Annotated in this window: 19 protein-coding genes; 6 read left to right on the top strand and 13 right to left on the bottom strand. The window is 73.2% G+C overall.

The features are described 5' to 3' along the window. Nucleotides 1-129: 129 nt before the first annotated feature. From ABZ865_RS30835 to infC, 5 genes are all read right to left on the bottom strand, one after another. A complete protein-coding gene (locus ABZ865_RS30835) occupies nucleotides 130-1,275 on the bottom strand; it encodes an ATP-binding protein (protein ID WP_361237468.1) in 1,146 nt (381 codons plus the stop codon). A gap of 50 nt (nucleotides 1,276-1,325) precedes the next feature. Next, a complete protein-coding gene (locus tag ABZ865_RS30830) occupies nucleotides 1,326-2,186 on the bottom strand; it encodes an RNA methyltransferase (RefSeq protein ID WP_361237465.1) in 861 nt (286 codons plus the stop codon). 155 nt (nucleotides 2,187-2,341) lie between these two features. Next, a complete protein-coding gene (gene rplT, locus ABZ865_RS30825) occupies nucleotides 2,342-2,725 on the bottom strand; it encodes a 50S ribosomal protein L20 (protein WP_100825257.1) in 384 nt (127 codons plus the stop codon). A gap of 109 nt (nucleotides 2,726-2,834) precedes the next feature. Further along, the gene (gene rpmI / locus ABZ865_RS30820; RefSeq protein ID WP_004933563.1) at nucleotides 2,835-3,029 is read right to left on the bottom strand and encodes a 50S ribosomal protein L35; all 195 of its coding nucleotides are present in this window, start codon (nucleotides 3,027-3,029) and stop codon (nucleotides 2,835-2,837) included. 111 nt (nucleotides 3,030-3,140) lie between these two features. After that, complete coding sequence (infC, locus tag ABZ865_RS30815; RefSeq protein WP_199842745.1) at nucleotides 3,141-3,812, bottom strand: translation initiation factor IF-3; 672 nt, start codon at nucleotides 3,810-3,812, stop codon at nucleotides 3,141-3,143. A gap of 377 nt (nucleotides 3,813-4,189) precedes the next feature. Between infC and ABZ865_RS30810 the strand changes: the two genes are divergently transcribed. Next, nucleotides 4,190-4,546: a DUF1844 domain-containing protein gene (locus ABZ865_RS30810; RefSeq protein ID WP_361237460.1), complete on the top strand. Its 357-nt coding sequence runs from the start codon at nucleotides 4,190-4,192 to the stop codon at nucleotides 4,544-4,546. A 50-nt stretch (nucleotides 4,547-4,596) separates the two neighbouring features. Here ABZ865_RS30810 and ABZ865_RS30805 read toward each other — a convergent pair whose 3' ends face one another. Then, nucleotides 4,597-5,328, bottom strand: coding sequence for an SseB family protein (locus tag ABZ865_RS30805; protein WP_361237457.1), 732 nt, complete (start codon nucleotides 5,326-5,328; stop codon nucleotides 4,597-4,599). Between the two features lie 150 nt (nucleotides 5,329-5,478). On the opposite strand from ABZ865_RS30805, the gene ABZ865_RS30800 reads away from it, so the two are divergent. Then, nucleotides 5,479-6,489 (top strand): serine hydrolase, encoded by a 1,011-nt coding sequence (locus tag ABZ865_RS30800; RefSeq protein ID WP_361237454.1) that lies wholly within the window; start codon nucleotides 5,479-5,481, stop codon nucleotides 6,487-6,489. Between the two features lie 15 nt (nucleotides 6,490-6,504). Here ABZ865_RS30800 and mycP read toward each other — a convergent pair whose 3' ends face one another. Further along, entirely contained in the window at nucleotides 6,505-7,692 is a 1,188-nt protein-coding gene (gene mycP / locus ABZ865_RS30795; RefSeq protein ID WP_361237451.1) for a type VII secretion-associated serine protease mycosin, read from the bottom strand. Then, complete coding sequence (locus ABZ865_RS30790; RefSeq protein ID WP_361238068.1) at nucleotides 7,689-8,501, bottom strand: hypothetical protein; 813 nt, start codon at nucleotides 8,499-8,501, stop codon at nucleotides 7,689-7,691. Before ABZ865_RS30790 ends, mycP begins: the two co-directional genes overlap by 4 nt. 1,496 nt (nucleotides 8,502-9,997) lie before the next feature. On the opposite strand from ABZ865_RS30790, the gene ABZ865_RS30785 reads away from it, so the two are divergent. Further along, nucleotides 9,998-11,200, top strand: coding sequence for an amino acid deaminase/aldolase (locus ABZ865_RS30785; protein ID WP_361237448.1), 1,203 nt, complete (start codon nucleotides 9,998-10,000; stop codon nucleotides 11,198-11,200). Between the two features lie 29 nt (nucleotides 11,201-11,229). Here the strand turns inward: ABZ865_RS30785 and ABZ865_RS30780 are convergent, their stop codons facing one another. The 3 genes from ABZ865_RS30780 to ABZ865_RS30770 are packed head-to-tail and all read right to left on the bottom strand — an operon-like array spanning nucleotide 11,230 to nucleotide 14,755. Further along, nucleotides 11,230-12,012: a 3-oxoacyl-ACP reductase gene (locus ABZ865_RS30780; RefSeq protein ID WP_361237445.1), complete on the bottom strand. Its 783-nt coding sequence runs from the start codon at nucleotides 12,010-12,012 to the stop codon at nucleotides 11,230-11,232. Continuing rightward, the gene (locus tag ABZ865_RS30775; protein ID WP_361237442.1) at nucleotides 12,009-13,382 is read right to left on the bottom strand and encodes an aldehyde dehydrogenase family protein; all 1,374 of its coding nucleotides are present in this window, start codon (nucleotides 13,380-13,382) and stop codon (nucleotides 12,009-12,011) included. Before ABZ865_RS30775 ends, ABZ865_RS30780 begins: the two co-directional genes overlap by 4 nt. A gap of 8 nt (nucleotides 13,383-13,390) precedes the next feature. Next, on the bottom strand, nucleotides 13,391-14,755 hold the full coding sequence (locus ABZ865_RS30770; protein ID WP_361237439.1) for a glutamine synthetase family protein: 1,365 nt from the start codon (nucleotides 14,753-14,755) through the stop codon (nucleotides 13,391-13,393). Between the two features lie 132 nt (nucleotides 14,756-14,887). Here ABZ865_RS30770 and ABZ865_RS30765 point away from each other — a divergent pair, with 132 nt between their 5' ends. Together ABZ865_RS30765 and ABZ865_RS30760 are read left to right on the top strand one after the other, a co-directional pair. Further along, entirely contained in the window at nucleotides 14,888-15,625 is a 738-nt protein-coding gene (locus tag ABZ865_RS30765; protein WP_361237436.1) for an FCD domain-containing protein, read from the top strand. Nucleotides 15,626-15,677: 52 nt separating this feature from the next. Beyond that, nucleotides 15,678-16,364 (top strand): gamma-glutamyl-gamma-aminobutyrate hydrolase family protein, encoded by a 687-nt coding sequence (locus ABZ865_RS30760; protein WP_361237434.1) that lies wholly within the window; start codon nucleotides 15,678-15,680, stop codon nucleotides 16,362-16,364. Between the two features lie 60 nt (nucleotides 16,365-16,424). On the opposite strand, the gene ABZ865_RS30755 is transcribed toward ABZ865_RS30760, so the two are convergent. Continuing rightward, nucleotides 16,425-17,354, bottom strand: coding sequence for a LysR family transcriptional regulator (locus ABZ865_RS30755; RefSeq protein ID WP_361237431.1), 930 nt, complete (start codon nucleotides 17,352-17,354; stop codon nucleotides 16,425-16,427). Between the two features lie 70 nt (nucleotides 17,355-17,424). On the opposite strand from ABZ865_RS30755, the gene ABZ865_RS30750 reads away from it, so the two are divergent. Continuing rightward, nucleotides 17,425-18,582, top strand: coding sequence for a TDT family transporter (locus ABZ865_RS30750; RefSeq protein ID WP_361237428.1), 1,158 nt, complete (start codon nucleotides 17,425-17,427; stop codon nucleotides 18,580-18,582). On the opposite strand, the gene ABZ865_RS30745 is transcribed toward ABZ865_RS30750, so the two are convergent. Next, entirely contained in the window at nucleotides 18,494-19,213 is a 720-nt protein-coding gene (locus ABZ865_RS30745; RefSeq protein ID WP_361238065.1) for a helical backbone metal receptor, read from the bottom strand. The two genes, ABZ865_RS30750 and ABZ865_RS30745, sit on opposite strands and share 89 nt — an antisense overlap. Between the last annotated feature and the right edge of the window lie 45 nt (nucleotides 19,214-19,258).

The raw sequence follows: 19,258 nt of genomic DNA, 5'->3' as shown, positions 1-19,258 counted from the left end.
TGGCTGGCTGAAGGTCCCCGTCAGCGACTCTTGGGACTCGCTGAGACTCTCCGCGGGCCGCGTGCAGGACACAAAGGTGCCAAAGGCCGAGTCTAACGGGGCGGAGGTAGACGAAGAGCCCGTGGGCCGTCAGGCGAGATACGCCGGGGCCGCCACGGGCAGGGTAAATCGGAACTCGGCGCCGCCGCCGGGGGCGCGGCCGACCGTGATGACGCCGCCGTGCGCCTCGACGATGCCCTTGACGATGTAGAGCCCGAGGCCCGTGCCGCCGCGCTTGCTGCCCCGCCAGAAGCGGGTGAAGACGCGGTTCATGGACTCCTCCGGGATGCCTGGCCCTTCGTCGCTCACCGTGACCGACGTGCCGGTTTCCTCGCCCTCGCGCGGGGACGCCGAGGGCGTGACGTCAATGGTGACGGTTCCCTCGCCGTGCCGCACGGCATTTTCCAGCAGGTTGCTGAGCACCTGGTCGACCTTGTCGGGGTCGGCCCACAGGGCGGGCAGCGGCTGCTCGATGCGCAGCAGGAAGCGGTCGGCGGGCTGCCCGGCGGCCACGTACGCCTGGATGTGCCGGCCGACGGCCGCGCCGATGTCGACGGGCTGGCGGCGCACCTCCAGCCGTCCGCTGTCGATCCGGGAGATGTCGAGCAGCTCGGCGATGAGCCGGGTGACGCGGTCGGCGTCTGCGTCGACGGTCTCGAGCATCAGCCGCTTCTGGTCGTCGGTGAAGCGTTCCCACTTGGCGAGGAGCGTGGCGGTGAAGCCCTTGACGGAGGTCAGCGGCGAGCGCAGCTCGTGGGCGACGGTGGCGATCAGCTCGGCGTGGCTGCGCTCGGTGCGGCGCCGGGCCTCGGTGTCGCGGAGGGTGACGACCACCCGGCTGACCGGTCCGAGGGGTTCGGCGCGCACGTACCGGGCGGCGACCATCACCTCTCGGCCGCCGGGCAGCAGCAGGTTGCGCTCGGGCTGTCGCACCCGGATGGCGAGTCCGCCGTAGGGGTCGGTGAGCTGCCACCAGCGCCGGCCCTCCAGGTCCTCCAGGGGCAGGGCCTTCTCCAGGGGCTCGCCGAGGGCGTCGGCGGCGGGGACGGCGGTGATGCGCGCGGCGGCTGCGTTGAAGCAGACGACCCGGCCGTGCTCGTCGGCGACGACGAGGCCGTCGGGCAGCTGGTCGGTGTCGATGCCGAGGCCGGAACCGGTGGCGTCACCGGGCCGCGGCGCGGGTGTGCGGCGCACGTCCCGCCCGTCCGGCGCAGTGCTCGCGGCGACCACACTCATCCCCGTACCCCACCTCTCAGCCGGCGCAGGGCCCCGAGCTCGTCACCCTACTAGCTCGCGGTGACGGAGCGGCACCCTCCGGAGGCGCGCTGTGCACGGGCCGACGCGTAGAGACATACGGCGGCGGCGGTGGCGAGGTTCAGGCTCTCGGCCTTCCCGTGGATGGGGACGCGTACGACGGCGTCGGCGAGGTCGCGGGTCTCTTCCGGGAGCCCCCAGGCCTCGTTCCCGAAGACCCAGGCGGTCGGCCCGCCCATCGCCCCCTTGTCCAGCTCCTCGTCCAGGTCGCGGTCACCGGCGCCGTCGGCGGCGAGGATGCGCACCCCGGCGTCCTTCAGCCCCTGCACGGCCCGCTCGACGGGCACGCCGACGGCGACCGGCAGATGGAACAGGGAGCCCACGGAGGCGCGTACGGCCTTGGGGTTGTACAGGTCGACGGAGGCGTCGGTGAGGATCACGGCCTCGGCGCCGGCGGCGTCGGCGCAGCGCAGCACGGTGCCGGCGTTGCCGGGGTCGCGGACGTGGGCGAGCACGGCGACCAACTGGGGGCGGGCGGCGAGGATGTCCTCGAACGGCGTGTCCAGGAACCGGCAGACCCCGACCAGCCCCTGCGGGGTCACGGTGGTGGAGATGTCGGCGATGACGTCCTCGGAGGCGAGGTGCACGCGGGCCCCCGCCTGCCGGGCCTCCCCGATGATGTCGGCGTACCGCTCCGCGGCCTCCACGGTCGCGAACAGCTCGACCAGCGTCGCCTGCCCGCCGGCCCGATGCCCGGCGGCCTCCCGCACGGCCTGCGGCCCCTCCGCGAGGAACAGCCGGTCCTTGCCCCGGAAGTTCCGCTTGGCAAGCCGCCGCGCGGCGGCGACACGGGCGGACCGAGGGGAGATCAGCTCGGGGCTGACGGGGGGCATCAGAAGTCACCTCAACTTTGTCCCGTCGCGACGGCGATCAACCACGACGGCGGATTTCGACGGTGCCGGACCAGCCTGCACCACACAACGCAACGGACCCGCAGGCAAACGCCCACGGGTCCGCTCAGTCACGTCGGCCTAAGCCCAGCGCAGCGTCACGCAGCCTTGGGCGCGTTGACGTCCGCCGGCAGCGCCTTCTGCGCGGCCTCGACCAGCGCCGCGAAGGCGCCTGCGTCGTTGACGGCCAGCTCGGCCAGGATCTTGCGGTCGACCTCGATGTTCGCGGCCTTCAGACCCTGGATGAAGCGGTTGTAGGTGATGCCGTTGGCGCGGGCAGCGGCATTGATGCGCTGGATCCACAGCTGACGGAAGTCGCCCTTGCGCTTCTTGCGGTCGTTGTAGTTGTAGACCAGCGAGTGGGTGACCTGCTCCTTGGCCTTGCGGTACAGGCGCGAACGCTGACCGCGGTAGCCGGAGGCCTGCTCGAGGATCGCCCGGCGCTTCTTGTGGGCGTTCACTGCCCGCTTGACGCGTGCCACTTTTTTAACTCCTTGTAGCGGGGCCGCGGAGTGGACTCAGACTCACACGACCCGGAAACGATTGGGTCCCGGTCCAGACGTACGGCGTTCGGTGCGAACGCCGCTCACGTCACTTGCCGAGAAGCTTCTTGATCTTCGCGGCGTCGCCCGGGGCCATCTCGGCGTTGCCGGTGAGGCGGCGCGTCACACGGGACGACTTGTGCTCGAGCAGGTGGCGCTTGCCGGCGCGCTCACGGAGCACCTTGCCGGAGCCGGTGACCTTGAAGCGCTTGCTGGCACCGCTGTGCGACTTGTTCTTCGGCATAGCGCCGTTATCTCCTCGTCGGTGGCGTTCCGGTGCCCGGTCGCGAAACCGGGCACGGTGGAACGTCGCTCTTGTATCGGTTACATCCTCGGGGACTCGCGTCCCCCGGGATCACGCCTCGGCGGAAGCCTCGGCCGGGGTCTCCTCAGGCTGAGCGTCGGCCGCGTTCTGCGAGCGGCCGGGGTTCGCCTTCGCCTCGGCCTTGCGGGCCTCCTGCGCCTGACGGGCCTCGGCCATCGCCTCGGTCTTCTTCTTGTGCGGACCGAGGACCATGATCATGTTGCGGCCGTCCTGCTTCGGGTTCGACTCGACGAAACCGAGGTCCTGGACGTCCTCCGCCAGCCGCTGCAGCAGTCGGTAGCCCAGCTCGGGCCGGGACTGCTCGCGACCACGGAACATGATCGTGATCTTGACCTTGTCGCCCTGCTTGAGGAACCGGACGACGTGACCCTTCTTGGTGTCATAGTCGTGCGGGTCGATCTTCGGCCGGAGCTTCATCTCCTTGATGACCGTGTGCGCCTGGTTCTTGCGCGCCTCACGGGCCTTCATGGCCGACTCGTACTTGAACTTCCCGTAGTCCATGAGCTTGCACACGGGCGGACGGGCGTTCGCCGCGACCTCGACCAGGTCCAGGTCGTACTCCTGCGCAAGCTCCAGTGCCTTGGCCAGGGGGACGATGCCCACCTGCTCGCCACTGGGACCGACAAGTCGCACCTCGGGAACGCGAATCCGGTCGTTGATGCGGGGCTCGGCGCTGATGGATCCTCCTCGGTAGCACCACACGGCGGTCTGGCGGACAGCCGCGTATGTCTCTTTTCGTTAGACCTAACCGCGCCGAAGCACAAAAAATGCCCCGGACGATCACAGGCGGGGCTCCATGACAACCGGAGCACCTTCGCGGTGACCGCGGGGCGCACATCGGCGACTCCATCGTCCGTACGGAACGATGGTGGCCGCCTGACCGGGTGACCCGCCGTCCCGGAGGACGGTCAGGTGGGAGATCGGAGCCTCCACTTGTGGGCTGGGCACAGACATGTCCAGCCGGTCGCCCACCAGATTAGCAGGATCGCTTGACAAGGGCTAATTGAGGCGGGGCGGGGCCGATCGAGGCGGGTGGGGCTGATGAAGGAGCCGGCCCGCCCTCGCCTATCGTGTGGGGCATGAGTGAGACCCCTCCTGAGAACACCGACTTCGACGCGATGACCCGGGACATCGCCGAGGTCCCCGCCGTCGAGGTGATCGTGACGGTCGCCGTCAACCTGATGAGCGCCGCCGCCGTGAAGCTCGGGCTGAGCGAGGAGGGCGAGAAGTACAAGGACCTGGACGAGGCCCGCAAGCTGATCACCGCGCTCGCCGGTCTGCTGGACGCGAGCACGACCGAGATCAGCTCCTTCCACGCGGCGCCGCTGCGCGACGGTCTGAAGTCGCTGCAGCTGGCGTTCCGCGAGGCGTCGATCGTCCCGGACGACCCGGGTCACGGGCCCGGCGAGAAGTACACGGGCCCGGTCTACGGCTAGTTCCTACGGCTCGTTCCGTTTCGACGGCTCGTTCCGTTTCGACGGCTCGTTCATCCGCGAACGTACAAGGGCTCGCCCGGAGGCGTGGTCCCGGCCGGCAGCAGTGCCAGGTCGAGGCCGCGCACCAGGCGGGCCCTGAGTGTTTCGTCGGCGGCCAGGCGCTCGGCGACCGCGCGGGCGGCCTCGGCGGGGGGCGCGGCCGGGTCGAGGACGAGCGCGAGAGTGCCGTCGGCCTGCCCGGGCCCCAGGTGGGCGCGGAGCACGGCCGGCTCGGCGGCCACCGCCGCGCGGACGGCGTCGACGACGGCCGGGTCGGCGAGCGGGTCGGTGCTCGTACGGCCCTCGGCGAGCGCGTACAGCGCCGGACCGGTCAGCTCGAAGGGCACCGGTCCGGCCAGGTCCAGCACCACGGTGTCCGCCTTCTCGTGCGCGGCGGCCTGCAGGGCCTGGTGCAGCGGTACGGCGACGGGCCGGGCCGCCGGGTCCCAGCGGGCCAGGGAGTCGGTGGAGGTGAAGGCGGGCAGGGCGGTGCGGCCGGCTGCCTTCAGCGTGGGTACGGCCATGTCGCTGGTCTTCTCGCGGCGCAGCCCGTTCTCGTCCTCCTCGACCTCGCCGAGCACGGCGACGACGGGGACGAGCAGGCGTGCGCCCTTCAGGGCCTCCAGGACGGGGCCCAGGGCGCTGCGGTCCTCGGCCCAGGCGGCGAGCGCGGCGCTCAACCGGGGGTCGGCGGAGCCGTCGTCGTCGGAGTAGCCGGGGTCGGGAATGTTCTTGTTCGCCACGGTCACCGACCCTATAGGGGGGAAGCTGCTGGGCTTGTGCGGGGCCCGAAACCCGGTCGTCATCACCTTCACGGCAATCTCAGGATTCCCTGACGTGGATCTCACCCGCGCCTAACAGAGCGCACAGTCGCCGCCCCGAGCATCCCGGGCATGGAGTCCTCCAGAGCCAGTCACCGCGTCCGCCGCTCCCGTCGTGCCCGCCGCTCCCGGGGCCGCCCGCTTCTCCTCAGTGCGCTGGCCGTGGTCGCCGTCGGCGGGGTCACGGCGGGCGGCACGGTCTATGTGAAGGCGCGGACGCATTCCGGTGCCGGGGCCGTATCGTCGGCGGGGTCGCCGTCGGCCTCCTCCTCGGCCACGGCGGGCGAGGAGGCGGCATCCGTGGAACCCTCGACCTCGCCTTCGGCTGTCGAGCGGAAGGCTGTCGACCGGAAGGCGTCGCTGGCCAAGGCCATGGCCGCGGTGAGCGTGCCGTCCGGGGCGGAGGTGTCGGTGGCGGTGCAGGGGCTGGAACCGGCCTCCGGGGAGAGTGCCGTGTACGGCGAGGCCGCCTTCGACACGGCGAGCATCGTCAAGGTCGACATCCTGGCCGCGCTGTTGCTCCAGGCGCAGGATGCGGGGCGCCGGCTGACGGCTTCGGACAAGGCATACGCCGCGAAGATGATCGAGAACAGCGACAACGACTCCGCGACGGCCCTGTGGCGGGCGATCGGGCGGGCGGACGGCTTGGACGCGGCCAACCGGCGGTTCGGGCTGACCGGGACCTCGGGCGGTTCGGGTGACCTGTGGGGGCTGACGCAGACCACGGCCGCGGATCAACTGGCCCTGCTCCGGCAGGTGTTCAGGGAGGAGCCGGAGTCGGAGCCGGGGTCGAAGCCGGTGCTGAGTGCGGCGTCTCGGGCGTACGTCCAGGGGCTGATGAAGAGGGTGGAGGCCGATCAGCAGTGGGGGGTCTCGGCTGCCGCCGCCGGGGGGTCCTGGGCGTTGAAGAACGGGTGGCTGCCGCGGAGTACGACCGGGCTGTGGGTGGTGAACAGCATCGGGCGGGTGACCGTGGACGGGGCAGAGTATCTGGTGGCTGTGCTGTCCCGGGGAACGGAGAGCCAGCGGGAGGGCATCGCGCTGGTGGAGGCGGCGGCGAAGGCGGCCGTGTCGTCCTTTTAGGGCGCTGTCCTGCTTTTAGGGCGCTGTCCTGCGGTTTCGCCAGAGGACCGCGGCCGCCACGAGCAGCACGCCGCCGATGCTGCCCGCCAGGGGGCCTGCCCAGTCGGACGTGCTGTCGGCGGCCTTGGGGGTGTCGGGGCCGGAACCGAAGTACTTCTTGGCGTACGACGCCGGGTGGAGGCTCCGGGGCTTGAGCTTGGCCGCCGCCCTGAGGGCCGCCGCCGGGTCGATCATGCCGAAGCCCCGGGAGTCGTCGCGGCCGCCCGCCGGGGCGTCGCGGGCCGTGGATTCGAGGAGCTTCTTGATCTGGGCCGGGGCCAGGCCGGGGTGGGCGGCCTTGATCAGGGCCGCCGCGCCGGAGACGAAGGCGGAGGCGGCCGAGGTGCCCCAGCCCTCGTAGTACTTGTGGTCGGGGTCGGCGATGACGACGTTCACGCCGGGTGCGCTGACCGCGGCGTACCAGCGGCGGGTGGAGAAGGCGGCGCGGGTCCCGAAGCGGTCGACGGCGGTGGCGGCGATGACGCCCGGGTAGGCGGCCGGGTAGGAGACATGGTCGCCCTTGTCGCCGCCGTTGCCCGCGGAGGCGACGACGACCACGCCCTTCTTGAGGGCGTACTGCACGGCCTCGTCCTCACTGGGCTCGGGGTGTGCGGAGTTGGAGTCGTCGCCGAGGGAGAGGTTGATGACGTCGGCGCCGTGGTCGGCGGCCCAGCGGATGCCGTCGGCCAGGGCGTTGCCCCGGCTGGTGCGGGCCTTGGCGCGGGCGGAGTCGCCGTCCTCGAGAATGACCCGGACGGGCAGGATCTTCGCCTCCGGGGCGACGCCCATGATCCCGGCGGTACGGCCCGGTCCGTGGCCGTGCCCGGCGATGATGCCGGCCATGGCGGTGCCGTGCCGGGCCCAGTCGCGGTCGCCGGGCCCGGCGCCGAAGCCGATCATGTCCTTCGCGGGAAGGACGTTGCCGGCCAGGTCCGGGTGGTCGCCCTCGACGCCGGTGTCCAGGACGGCGACGGTGACGCCCTGCCCCTTGGTGGTGCGCCAGGCCTCGTTCAGGTTGAGCGCGCTCAGGCCCCACTGCTGGGCGCGGATGCCGTCGGCGTGGGCGGCGGTGGCGGGCAGCAGGGCGAGGGAGCCGGCGAGGAGGAGGCTCGTCGCCGACCCGGTCACACGCATACGGCGGCGGCCGCTCGTCGGTCGGCTCATGAGGGCTTCTCCCGGTCCGGGCTGACGGTCTCGCGCAGCCGGCGTTCGATGCGGTCCGCCAGTCCCTGGGCCTCGTTGCCGAGGCCGGCCTGGGCGGGTGCCGAGGTGGCGCCGGAGCGGATGGCGTCGGCGGCGGGAAGGGGCGAGTCGACGGTGCGGCCGTCGGCCCAGCCGGAGACGGCGTAGGCGACGACGGGGGCGTCGGTGAGGACGGCGACGGTCCAGCTGGCGCGCTGTCTGTCGCCGAAGGCGGCCGCCGCGGTGCCCTTGGCGGCGTACGGGCGGGGCATGAGGTCGGCGCGGCGGTCCAGGTGCTCGTCCCGGAAGCGGGCGGCGAGGGCGGACATGCCGGCGGCGTCGGCCTTGGTGAACAGCAGGCCGACGGTGGTGACGTAGGTCTGGGTGGCGTCGGTGTAGGTGGCGCGCAGGAGACGCTGGCAGCCGACGGGGGCGAGGGCCTTGCGCAGCAGCGGGTCGAGGGCGTCGGCGCAGCCGCTGTCCGGGGCGACGGCGATCCGGGTCCAGGTGCGGTCGGCTCCGCCGGGTCCGGCGCCGGTGCCCCGCACGGTGGGCGGGAACAGCTGGTCGACGGGGACGCTGTGCCACAGCGAGCCGGCCGCGCTGAACCCCGTTCCGGCCGTGCCGTCCCCGCCGTCCCCGGTGAGCCAACTCCCGGTCACGGCACCGCCGATGAGCCCGAGGCCGAGCACGAGACAGGCGGCGGCAGCGGTGGTACGACTGCGCACCCGCGCCCCCAGCGGCCACGCCCGGCCCCGCTCGTCGTACCCCTCCGGCTCCCCGAACGACACCACGGGCCGGACGGCCGCGTCGGCGCTCCAGGAGAGCGAGGGATCCGGCCCGGCCGACGCGGGTCCGGCGGGCCGGGCAGCCTCGGCCGGACTCCACCCCACCCTCACAGCGGCCGCGGCGCCCCGGGGCGGCGGCAGCAGGCCGGAACCCGCCGCCGGGCCCGCGGACTCAGGTGCCGACGAGACGCTCCGCTCGCCACCGGCATCCCCTGCCCGGGTGCCCTCCTGCGCCTCGGACCCCGACGGGATCGTGCGGAGGCGGGCAGTCGTCTCCGCCGTGGATTCGGCAGGGACACCGGGACGCCGGAACGGCGCCGCCGGCACACCAGACTGCGGCTTGGACATCGACGGAGCCGGCCGCGCCGGAGCCACCGACCCCGACGGGGCATCCGCAGGCACCCCGGGGCGACGGGACGGCATCGCCGGAACACCAGCCCCCGGCTCGGACACAGGCGGGACCGGCCAGGCCTGGCCTGTCGTCTCCGACGTGGCACCGCCAGGGGCACCAGGATGGCGCGACGGCATCGCCGGGACGCCCGGCTGCGGCTTGGGCATCGGCGGCCTCGGCCGAGCCCCGGCCACCGACCCCGACGGGGCATCCGCAGGCACCCCGGGGCGACGGGTCGGCATCGCCGGAACACCAGCCCCCGGCTTGGACGCAGGCGGGAGCGGCCAGGCCTGGGCTGTCGTCTCCGACGTGGCACCGGCAGGGGCGCCAGGGCGACGGGCGGGCGCTGCCGGGACGTTCTCGCGCGGCTCGGACGTCGGCGGGCGCGGGCTGAAGCGGGCCGACGTCTCCGAGGGGGTCTGCGACGGGGCTGCCGGGCCGGGGTTGTCGCGGTGCGGGGTGCGGCCCGCGCTCGGCGGGGTGTCGGGGAAGCGGGCGGAGGCGGGGGGCGGGGGCGGGGTCATGGGAGCCCCGGCGCCGGGGACGGCGGAGGGGCGGGACGCGGTCACGCCGGAGCGGCCCCGTGTCGTCGCGGCCTCGGGGCGCTCGGTCCGGAGCGGTCCGGCTGCCCCGGCTGCCCTGGCTCCCCCGACGCCCCCGGCTCCACCGGCCTGCCCGTTCGTGCCGCGTGGGGTGCGGGGTGCGAAGACGGAGGGCTCGTCGTCGAGATCGGCTTCCCCCTGGACGGGCGCGGTGTGGCCCGGTGGTGGTGTGGAGGGGCGGGGAGGAGTGGTGGGGCGCGGGGGGACCGGGGCGCGGCGCGCTTCCGTGCTCATGCACCCCCCGTTTCCTCGTGCCCGGGCCGTCTCCTCGTACGCGGGCCTTCGCTGCGTCGACCGCGCCCGGTGCGAAAGACTCGGTCCGGGCACGCATACCCGTACGGCTGGACCGGCATCCCGGTTCAGGCGATGCGGCCGGAAGCGTTCCGCGTACGTGCGCGTCACTCTACGGGTTGTCGGGGAGAGAAACAGAACCAGTCCACGGGCCCGGGGCATCTGCCCGGAACGTCCCCCTACCCTGCGGTAATCGCGTCTGGCAGGCTTCCGTCATGACTGCGCGCGCCGCTGACCGGGCCCGTTACGACCGGGCCACCGCCCATCTCGACGCCCCTCTCGCGATCGTGGACCTGGACGCCTTCGACGCCAACGCGGCCGATCTGGTCCGCCGCGCCGCCGGGAAGCCCGTCCGGGTCGCGAGCAAGTCGGTCCGCTGCCGGGCCCTGCTGGAACGCGTCCTGGCCCGGGAGGGCTTCCAGGGGATCATGTCGTTCACCCTGGCCGAGTCGCTGTGGCTCGCGCGCTCCGGGTTCGACGACATCCTGCTCGCCTATCCCTCCGCAGACCGGTCGGGGTTCGCCGAGCTGGCCGCCGATCCGAAGCTCGCCGGTGCCGTCACCGTGATGATCGACGACGCCGCCCAGCTCGACCTCATCGACGCGTCCCGCGACGGCGGGCGCGAACTCGTCCGCGTATGCCTGGAGTTGGACACCTCGCTGAAGCTGCTGGGCGGCCGGGTGCGGGTGGGGGCGCGGCGTTCGCCGCTGCACTCCCCCGCCCAAGTGGCCGACCTGGCACGGGCGGTGGCCCGGCGGCCCGGTTTCCGGCTGGTGGGGATCATGGCGTACGAGGGTCATGTCGCCGGGGTCGGGGACGACCTGGCCGGGCGGCCGCTGCGGTCGCGGGCGATCCGCCTCATGCAGGCCGCCGCCCGCCGCGAACTGGCCGAGCGGCGCGGCGCGGTGGTGCGCGCCGTCCGGGGCGTCGCCCCCGACCTGGAGTTCGTCAACGGCGGCGGCACGGGCAGTGTGCAGCACACCGCCGCCGAGGACGCGGTGACCGAGATCGCGGCCGGCTCGGGGCTGTACGTGCCCCGGCTCTTCGACAACTACACGTCCTTCAGCGGGCGTCCGGCCGCGCTGTTCGCCCAGCCCGTCGTACGGCGGCCCGGCGTGGGTGTGGTGACCGTGCTGGGCGGCGGCTATCCGGCCTCCGGCGCGGCCGGCCGCGACCGGCTGCCGGTGCCGTACCTGCCGAAGGGGCTGTCGTACGACCCCCAGGAGGGGCCCGGCGAGGTGCAGACCCCGCTGCTCGGCTCGCCCGCCGACGACCTGCTGATCGGCGACAAGGTGTGGTTCCGGCACGCCAAGGCGGGCGAACTGTGCGAGCGGTTCGACACGCTGCACCTCATCGAGGGGGACACGGTCACGGCGACCGTGCCCACCTACCGCGGCGAGGGACAGACGTTCCTCTGAACCTCTGAACCTCCCCCTGACCGGCCCGTCTAGAGGGGCGTGACGTACGCGCCCGCGATGCCGCCGTCCACCAGGAAGTCGGTGGCGTTGACGAAGGAGGAGTCGTCGCTGGCCAGGAAGGCGACGGCGGCGGCGATCTCCTCCGCCTCGGCGAACCGGCCGAGCGGGATGTGCACGAGCCGGCGGGCGGCCCGCTCCGGGTCCTTGGCGAACAGCTCCTGCAGCAGCGGGGTGTTGACCGGGCCCGGGCACAGGGCGTTCACGCGGATGCCCTCGCGGGCGAACTGCACGCCCAGCTCACGGGACATGGCGAGCACGCCGCCCTTGGAGGCCGTGTACGAGATCTGGGAGGTGGCCGCGCCCATCCGCGCCACGAAGGACGCCGTGTTGATGATGGAGCCCTTGCCCTGGCGGCGCATGTAGGGGATGGCGGCCTTGCAGCACAGGTAGACGGAGGTGAGGTTGACCTCCTGGACGCGCTTCCAGGCCTCCAGGCCCGTCTCCAGGATGGAGTCGTCGTCGGGCGGGGAGATGCCGGCGTTGTTGAAGGCGATGTCGACGCTGCCGTAGGTGTCGTAGGCCGTCTTGAACAGCGCCTCGACCTGCTCGGGGTCGGTGACGTCGACCTTGACGAAGGTCCCGCCGATCTCGTCGGCGGCGGCCTTGCCGCGGGCTTCGTCGACGTCGCCGCAGACCACCTTGGCGCCCTCGGAGGCGAGCCGGCGGGCGGTGGCGAGGCCGATGCCGCTGCCGGCTCCGGTGACGACGGCGGTACGGCCGACCAGGCGGCGGCAAACGATGGAGTCGGTCACTGTGCGGGGCCCTCCGTGCTGATGAAGACGTTCTTGGTCTCGGTGAAGGCGGTCAGGGCGTCGGGGCCGAGTTCGCGGCCGAGGCCGGACTGCTTGAAGCCGCCGAACGGGGTCCAGTAGCGGACGCTGGAGTGGGAGTTGACGGACAGGTTGCCCGCGCGGACGGCCTGGGAGACGCGCAGGGCGCGGCCGATGTCCCGGGTCCAGATGGAGCCGGAGAGGCCGTAGGGAGTGTCGTTGGCGAGGCGGATCGCGTCCGCCTCGTCGGTGAAGGGGAGGAGGACGGCGACGGGGCCGAAGATCTCCTCGCGGGCCGCCGCGCTGTCGTGCGCCTCCCCGGTGAGGACGGTCGGCGGGAACCAGAAGCCGGGTCCCTCGGGGGCGCTGCCGCGCAGGGCGGGGGCGTCGTCGGGGACGTACGACCGTACGCGGTCCAGCTGCTGACGGGAGATCAGCGGGCCCATCTGGGTCTTCTCGTCGGACGGGTCGCCCACGACCACGGCGGCCAGCGCGTCGGCGAGGACGTCGCGGGCCTCGTCGTACACCGACTCATGGACGAGGATGCGGGTGCGGGCGCAGCAGTCCTGGCCGGAGTTGTCCAGGAAGGAGAACGGGTCGAGGGCGGCCTTGAGGTCGGCGTCGGCGAAGACGATGTTGGGGCTCTTGCCGCCGAGTTCGAGGGTCAGGCGCTTCGTCCGGTCCGCGCAGAGCCCCATGATGCGCTTGCCGACCCGGGTGGAGCCGGTGAACACGATCTTGGAGACGCGTGGGCTCCGGACGAGGGAGTCCCCGGCGATGTCACCACGGCCCGGGAGCACCTGGAACAGGTGCTCGGGCAGGCCCGCCTCCAGGGCGAGTTCGGCGAGCCGCAGGGCGGTGAGCGGTGTGGTCTCGGCGGGCTTCAGCAGGACCGCGTTGCCCGCCGCGAGCGCCGGGGCCGTGCCCCAGGCGGCGATCGGCATCGGGAAGTTCCAGGGGGCGATGACCCCGACCACGCCGAGCGGTTCGAGCAGGGTGACGTCCAGCCCGCCGGCGACCGGGATCTGCCGTCCGGTGAGCCGCTCCACGCCGCCGGCCGCGTAGTCCAGCAGATCGCGGACGTTGCCCGCCTCCCAGCGGGCGTTGCCGATGGTGTGGCCGGCCTCGCGCACCTCCAGCCGGGCGAGTTCCTCGATGTGGTCGTCGACGACGGCGGCGAAGCGGCGCAGCAGCCGGGCCCGGTCGCCGGGCGCGAGGGCCGCCCACACCCGCTGGGCTCGTTCGGCCCGGTGCGCGGCGGCGTCGACGTCCTGCTCGACGGCGCCCGGCACGGTGGCGATCACCTCTTCCGTGGCGGGGTTCAGGACGTCGAGTTCGTACCGGTGCGACACGTCTTGCCTCACAAGCGTTCGAAGGAGCGGCGCAGCTCCCAGTCGGTGACCGCGGCGTCGAAGGCGTCCAGTTCGACGCGTGCCATGTTGCGGTAGTGGGCGACGACCTCGTCGCCGAAGGCGGCTTTCGCGATCGGGCTGGTCTCCCAGAGTTCGGCGGCCTCGCGCAGGGTGGTCGGGACGTGCTCGAAGTCGGCGGCGTAGGCGTTGCCGGGGCAGGGCTCCGGGAGTTCCAGCCGCTGCTCGATCCCGTACAGGCCGGCCGCGACCAGCCCGGCGACGGCGAGGTACGGGTTGACGTCGCCGCCTGGGAGGCGGTTCTCGAAGCGCAGGGAGCGGCCGTGGCCGACCACGCGCAGGGCGCAGGTGCGGTTGTCGTGGCCCCAGGCGACGGCGGTGGGCGCGAAGGAGCCGGGCTGGAACCGCTTGTAGGAGTTGATGTTGGGGGCGTAGAGGAGGGAGAAGTCGCGCAGGGCGGCGAGCTGTCCGGCGAGGAAGTGCCGCATGACGTCGGACATCCCGCCGCCGCCGTCCCCGGCCATGGCGTTGTGGCCGTCAGCGTCCGCGAGCGAGAGGTGGATGTGGCAGGAGTTGCCCTCGCGCTCGTTGTACTTGGCCATGAAGGTGATCGAGCAGCCCTCCTGGGCGGCGATCTCCTTGGCGCCGGTCTTGTAGAGGGCGTGCTGGTCGCAGGTGGTGAGGGCTTCGTCGTAGCGGAAGGCGATCTCGTGCTGGCCGGGGTTGCACTCGCCCTTGGCGGACTCGACGGTGAGGCCGGCGCCGGCCATGTCGTTGCGCAGGCGGCGCAGCAGGGGCTCGATGCGGCCGGTGCCGAGGATGGAGTAGTCGATGTTGTACTGGTTGGCCGGGGTCAGACCGCGGTAGTTCGCGTCCCAGGCCTGTTCGTAGCTGTCCTTGAAGACGATGAACTCCAGCTCGGTGCCGACCTGGGCGGCGTAGCCGAGTTCGGCGAGCCGGTCGAGCTGGCGGCGCAGGATCTGGCGCGGGGCGGCGACGACCGGGGTGCCGTCGTTCCAGGCGAGGTCCCCGACGAGCAGGGCGGTACCGGGGTGCCAGGGGATGCGGCGCAGGGTGGCCGGGTCGGGGTGCAGGGCGAAGTCGCCGTAGCCGCGGTCCCAGGAGGACATCGCGTAGCCGTCGACGGTGTTCATCTCGGTGTCGACGGCGAGCAGGTAGTTGCAGCCCTCGGTGCCGTGCCGCAGGACCTCGTCGAGGAAGAAGCGGGCGGCGAACCGCTTGCCCTGCAGCCGCCCTTGCATGTCGGGGAAGGCCAGGACGACAGTGTCGATCTCACCGCCGGCGACGAGGGTGTGCAGCTCCTCGACGCTCAGCGGGGCTGTGCGGTCTGCCACGGGAGAGCCTCCTTCGGCTTCTTCGGCATCTTCGGCTTTGTCGACGTCTTCGACGTCTTCGACTTTTTGCGGCCGGACCGAGAGCCATAAGGTATTGCCGAGGACCATTGCCTGGGAAGGGGGTGCGCCGGGATGTCGCGGGAGATGAGTCGGGGTGGGCCGGCCGACCGGCTCACTCCGGTGCTGCGGCCGGTACGGGCCGGCAACGGCTTCGAGGAGGCGCTGGAGCAGATCCTGCAGGTCGTACGGCTCGGTCTGGTGCCGGCGGGCGAGCGGCTGCCCGCCGAGCGGGAGCTGGCGGAGCGGCTCGGGATCAGCCGGGTGACGCTGCGCGAGGTGCTGAAGGTGCTGCAGGACCAGGGCCTGGTGGAGGCGCGGCGCGGGCGGTACGGCGGCACGTTCGTCCTGCCGCGCACGGACGCGGGCGGCGAGGACGAGCTGCGGCGGCGGATCGCCGAGGTCGACCTCGAGGACGTGCTGCGGTTCCGCGAGGTGCTGGAGGTCGGGGCGGCCGGGCTGTGCGCGGCGCACGGGCTGACGGACGAGCAGGCCGGCCGACTGCGGGCGGCACTGGACCGCACCCACGAGGCCCCGCTCGCGGACTACCGGCGCCTGGACACGCTGCTGCACCTGACCCTGGCCGAGCTGTGCGGTTCGCCCTCGCTGGCCGCGCAGTACGCGGCGGTACGGGCGACCGTCAACGACCTGCTGGACGGCATCCCGCTGCTGGTGCGCAACCTGGAGCACTCGCAGCGGCAGCACACCGCGCTGGTGGAGGCGGTGCTGGACGGGGACGCGGACGGCGCGCGGGAGATGACGCGGGAGCACTGCGCGGGCACGGCGGCTCTGCTGCGGGGCTTCCTGGCGTGAGCCGGCCCCGCAAAGGTATAAACATGAACCTTTGATTTGCCGGGAGGGTGGCATGAGCGGACGACCGCTGATCGGTGTGAGCACGTATCTGGAGTCCGGCGTGCGCTGGGGCGTGTGGGAGCTGGACGCCGTGCTGCTGCCGGCCGGGTATCCGCGGCTGGTGCAGCGGGCCGGAGGGCTCGCGTTCCTGCTGCCGCCGGACGCGCCCGAGCGGGCCGCCGCCGCGGTGGAGCGGCTGGACGGGCTGGTGATCGCGGGCGGACCGGACGTCGAGCCCTCGCGGTACGGCGCCCAGCGCTCGCCGCGTACAGGGCCGCCCGCGAGGGAGCGGGACGCGTGGGAACTGGCGCTGATCGAGGCGGCGTTGGCGGCCAGGGTGCCGCTGCTGGGCGTCTGCCGGGGGATGCAGCTGCTGAACGTCGCGCTGGGCGGGACCCTCGTACAGCATCTGGACGGGCACGCGGAGGTGGTCGGCGTGTTCGGACGGCATGCGGTCAAGCCGGTCCCGGGGACGCTGTACGGCGGGATCGTCCCGGAGGAGACCTCCGTACCGACCTACCACCACCAGGCGGTGGAGCGGCTCGGGGAGGGACTCGTGCCCTCGGCTCACGCGGAGGACGGAACCGTTGAGGCCATCGAGCTGCCGTCGGCCGAGGCGTGGGTGCTGGGGGTGCAGTGGCATCCGGAGATGGGCGAGGACCTGCGGGTCATGCGGGCGCTGGTGCGGGCCGCGTCCTGAGGCCTTGCTGATGCGCACCGCATCTTGAAAGTCGCCGCCCGCGCTCGCCGCGTCCTGAGGTCACCCTCTCGTCAGCGACAGCAACTCCCGTGCCGGGCCCGTCGGCCGGTGCCCCGTGGGCCAGACCGCGCGCAGATCCCGGCGCAGGGACACACCCTCGACCGGGATGCTCACCAGGCGGCGCATCGCCAGCTCCTCCCCCACCGCCAGTTCGCTCAGGACCGACGGGCCGGCGCCGCTGACCGCCGAGGCCTTCACCGCGGTCGTGGAGGAGAGTTCGATGAGGGGGCGGGCGAGGCCGCCCAGGGCCCGGTCCAGGACCTGGCGGGTACCGGAGCCGCGCTCGCGGAGGATCAGGGGGGTGGTCGCCAGCTCGTCCGCGGTCAGCGGGCGCCGACGGCGGGCCCAGGGGTGGGCGGGGGCCGTGACGACGATCAGGCGGTCGTGGGCGATGACGGCCGAGTCCAGACCCGCCGGGACGGTGAGGCCCTCCACGAAGCCGAGGTCGGCCTCGTCGGCCAGCAGGAGTTCCGCCACCTTCGCCGAGTTGCCGGCCAGCAGCGAGACCGCCGTGTCGGGGCGCTCGGCACGCAGCGCGAGGAGCCAGCCGGGCAGCAGGTACTCGGCGATCGTCATGCTCGCCGCGACCCGCAACCGGGAGTCCCGCCGATCGCGCAGCGCCTGCGCGCCCGCGTCGAAGGCCTGCGCCGCCTCCACCACCCGGCGGGCCCAGTCGGTCACCAGGGCGCCCGCGTCCGTGAGCCGGGAGCCGCGCGGCGAGCGGTCGACCAGGGCCACGCCCAGCTGCCGTTCCATGGAGCGGATGCGGCTGCTGGCGGCAGGCTGGGTGATGCCGACCTCCCGCGCGGCCGCCCCGAGGCTCCCCAGCCGCGCCACCGCCAGCAGCAGTTCCAGCGCGCCGAGGTCGGGCACCCGGTGCGCCAGCGAGCCGCCGGAGCGGCCGTCGTCCGTCACGTACTCCTCGCTCATAAGACCAGCTTATGCCCTGATAGAGAGGAACCCCCTGGTCAGCGGGGACGGGCGCCCCGAGGGTGGGCCCATGGTCACAGTCGCCCATCCCCTGCCCGCCGCACGCGCCGTCCGCGTCCGGCACCTCGGTCCCAACTGGTACGCCTCCGTCATGGGGACGTCGGTCGTCGGCACGGCCGGCGCCGCTCTCCCCGTGCACCTCGGCGGTCTGCGCGAGGTCTGCACGGCCGTCTGGGCGCTGGCCCTCGTCCTGCTGACGGCCCTGCTGACCGCCCGCGCCCTGCACTGGGTCCACCACCGCGACCAGGCCCGCGCCCATCTCCTCGACCCGGCCATGGCTCCCTTCTACGGCTGCCTGTCCATGGCCCTGCTGGCGGTCGGCGGCGGTGCCGTGACCGTCGGCCGGGACTGGATCGGCACCGGTCCGGCCGTGGCCCTCGACGCGGTGCTGTTCACCGCCGGCACGGTGGTCGGGCTCGCGGCCGCGGTGGCCATGCCGTACCTGATGGCCGTACGCCATCAGGTCAGGGCCTCCGACGCCACCCCGGCCTGGCTGCTGCCGTTCGTCGCGCCGATGGTCTCCGCCGCGCTCGGTCCGCTGCTCGTGCCGTACCTGCCGCCGGGGCAGCCCCGGGAGACCCTGCTGCTGGGGTGCTTCGCGCTGTTCGGGCTGAGCCTGCTGATCACGCTGCTGATGCTGTCGCTGGTCTTCGCCCGGCTGATCGCCGCCGGCCCGCTGCCGCTCGCGCTCACCCCGACCTGGTTCCTGGTCCTGGGCCCGCTCGGGCAGTCCACCACCGCCGTCGGCCTGATCGCGGACCGGGCTCCCGGGGTGGTACCGGCCCCGTACGACCGCGGTCTCGCCCTGTTCGCCGTGCTGTACGGGGTGCCGGTCATGGGGTTCGCGCTGCTGTGGCTGGGGCTCGCGCTCGCGCACGTCGTCCGGGCCCGGCGGCAGGGCATGGGGTTCGCCATGACCTGGTGGGCGTTCACCTTCCCGCTGGGCACCTGCGTCACCGGCGCCCTCGCCCTCGCCCGGCACACGGGGCTCGCCTTCTACGACACCCTGGCCGTCGGCCTGTACGGCTTGCTGGTGGCGGGGTGGCTCGCGGCCGTGTCCGGCACGGTCCGGGGCCTGGTCAGCGGCGAGCTGCTCGCAGGGCCTCGGCCAGCACCCGGGGCGCCTCGGCCAGCGACGGACCGTACCAGGTCAGGTGCCGTCCGCTGACGAGTGCGCAGTTCAGCCCGGGAAAGGCTTCGGGGCCGTCGGCGGCGGTGAAACGGTAGGGCTCGTCGGGCAGGACGACCAGGTCCGGGCCCGCCGCCCGCAGCTCGTCCAGGGGCACGCGGGGGTAGCGGTCGGGGTGGCCGGCGTACAGGTGGTGGACGCCGAGCCGGGCCAGCACGTCGCCGGCGAAGGTGTCCCGGCCCAGCACCATCCAGGGGCGGCGCCAGATCGGTACGACGGCCGTGGCGGGCTCGGTGGGCTCCGGGAGCGCGGCCCAGGCCTCCTCCGCCTCGTCCAGCCAGCGGGGCCGGGCCGGCGCGCCGCACGCGGTCAGCACCCGGGCCAGCTCCCGGAAGGCCCCTGGCAGCGTCCGCACCTCGGTGACCAGCACCTCCAGGCCCGCCGCGCGCAGGGCGTCCAGGTCGGGGGCGCGGTTCTCCTCCTCGTTGGCGATCACCAGGTCCGGGGCGAGGGCGAGGATCCGCTCGGTGTCCGGGTTCTTGGTGCCACCGACGCGGATGGCGTCCAGGCCCGCCGGATGGCTGCACCAGTCGGTGACCCCCACCAGGGTGCCCGGCAGCGTCACGGCCACCGCCTCCGTCAGGGACGGCACGAGCGAGACGACTCTCACGGGACTCACAGGACGACGCTCACTGGACGGCCCTCACCGGGCGAA

Origin of the sequence: Streptomyces sp. NPDC047085, assembly GCF_040643735.1 — a bacterium.
In the GTDB taxonomy this organism is placed as follows: Bacteria; Actinomycetota; Actinomycetes; order Streptomycetales; family Streptomycetaceae; genus Streptomyces.
This window is presented reverse-complemented; position numbering and strand designations above follow the sequence as displayed.

Excerpts from the sequence above, each read along its gene's own strand:
- ABZ865_RS30835 (WP_361237468.1), bottom strand. The coding sequence starts at position 1,275 with ATGAGTGTGGTCGCCGCGAGCACTGCGCCGGACGGGCGGGACGTGCGC.
- ABZ865_RS30830 (WP_361237465.1), bottom strand. The coding sequence starts at position 2,186 with ATGCCCCCCGTCAGCCCCGAGCTGATCTCCCCTCGGTCCGCCCGTGTC.
- rpmI (WP_004933563.1), bottom strand. The coding sequence starts at position 3,029 with ATGCCGAAGAACAAGTCGCACAGCGGTGCCAGCAAGCGCTTCAAGGTC.
- ABZ865_RS30810 (WP_361237460.1), top strand. The coding sequence starts at position 4,190 with ATGAGTGAGACCCCTCCTGAGAACACCGACTTCGACGCGATGACCCGG.
- ABZ865_RS30800 (WP_361237454.1), top strand. The coding sequence starts at position 5,479 with ATGGAGTCCTCCAGAGCCAGTCACCGCGTCCGCCGCTCCCGTCGTGCC.
- mycP (WP_361237451.1), bottom strand. The coding sequence starts at position 7,692 with ATGAGCCGACCGACGAGCGGCCGCCGCCGTATGCGTGTGACCGGGTCG.
- ABZ865_RS30785 (WP_361237448.1), top strand. The coding sequence starts at position 9,998 with ATGACTGCGCGCGCCGCTGACCGGGCCCGTTACGACCGGGCCACCGCC.
- ABZ865_RS30765 (WP_361237436.1), top strand. The coding sequence starts at position 14,888 with ATGTCGCGGGAGATGAGTCGGGGTGGGCCGGCCGACCGGCTCACTCCG.
- ABZ865_RS30760 (WP_361237434.1), top strand. The coding sequence starts at position 15,678 with ATGAGCGGACGACCGCTGATCGGTGTGAGCACGTATCTGGAGTCCGGC.
- ABZ865_RS30755 (WP_361237431.1), bottom strand. The coding sequence starts at position 17,354 with ATGAGCGAGGAGTACGTGACGGACGACGGCCGCTCCGGCGGCTCGCTG.
- ABZ865_RS30750 (WP_361237428.1), top strand. The coding sequence starts at position 17,425 with ATGGTCACAGTCGCCCATCCCCTGCCCGCCGCACGCGCCGTCCGCGTC.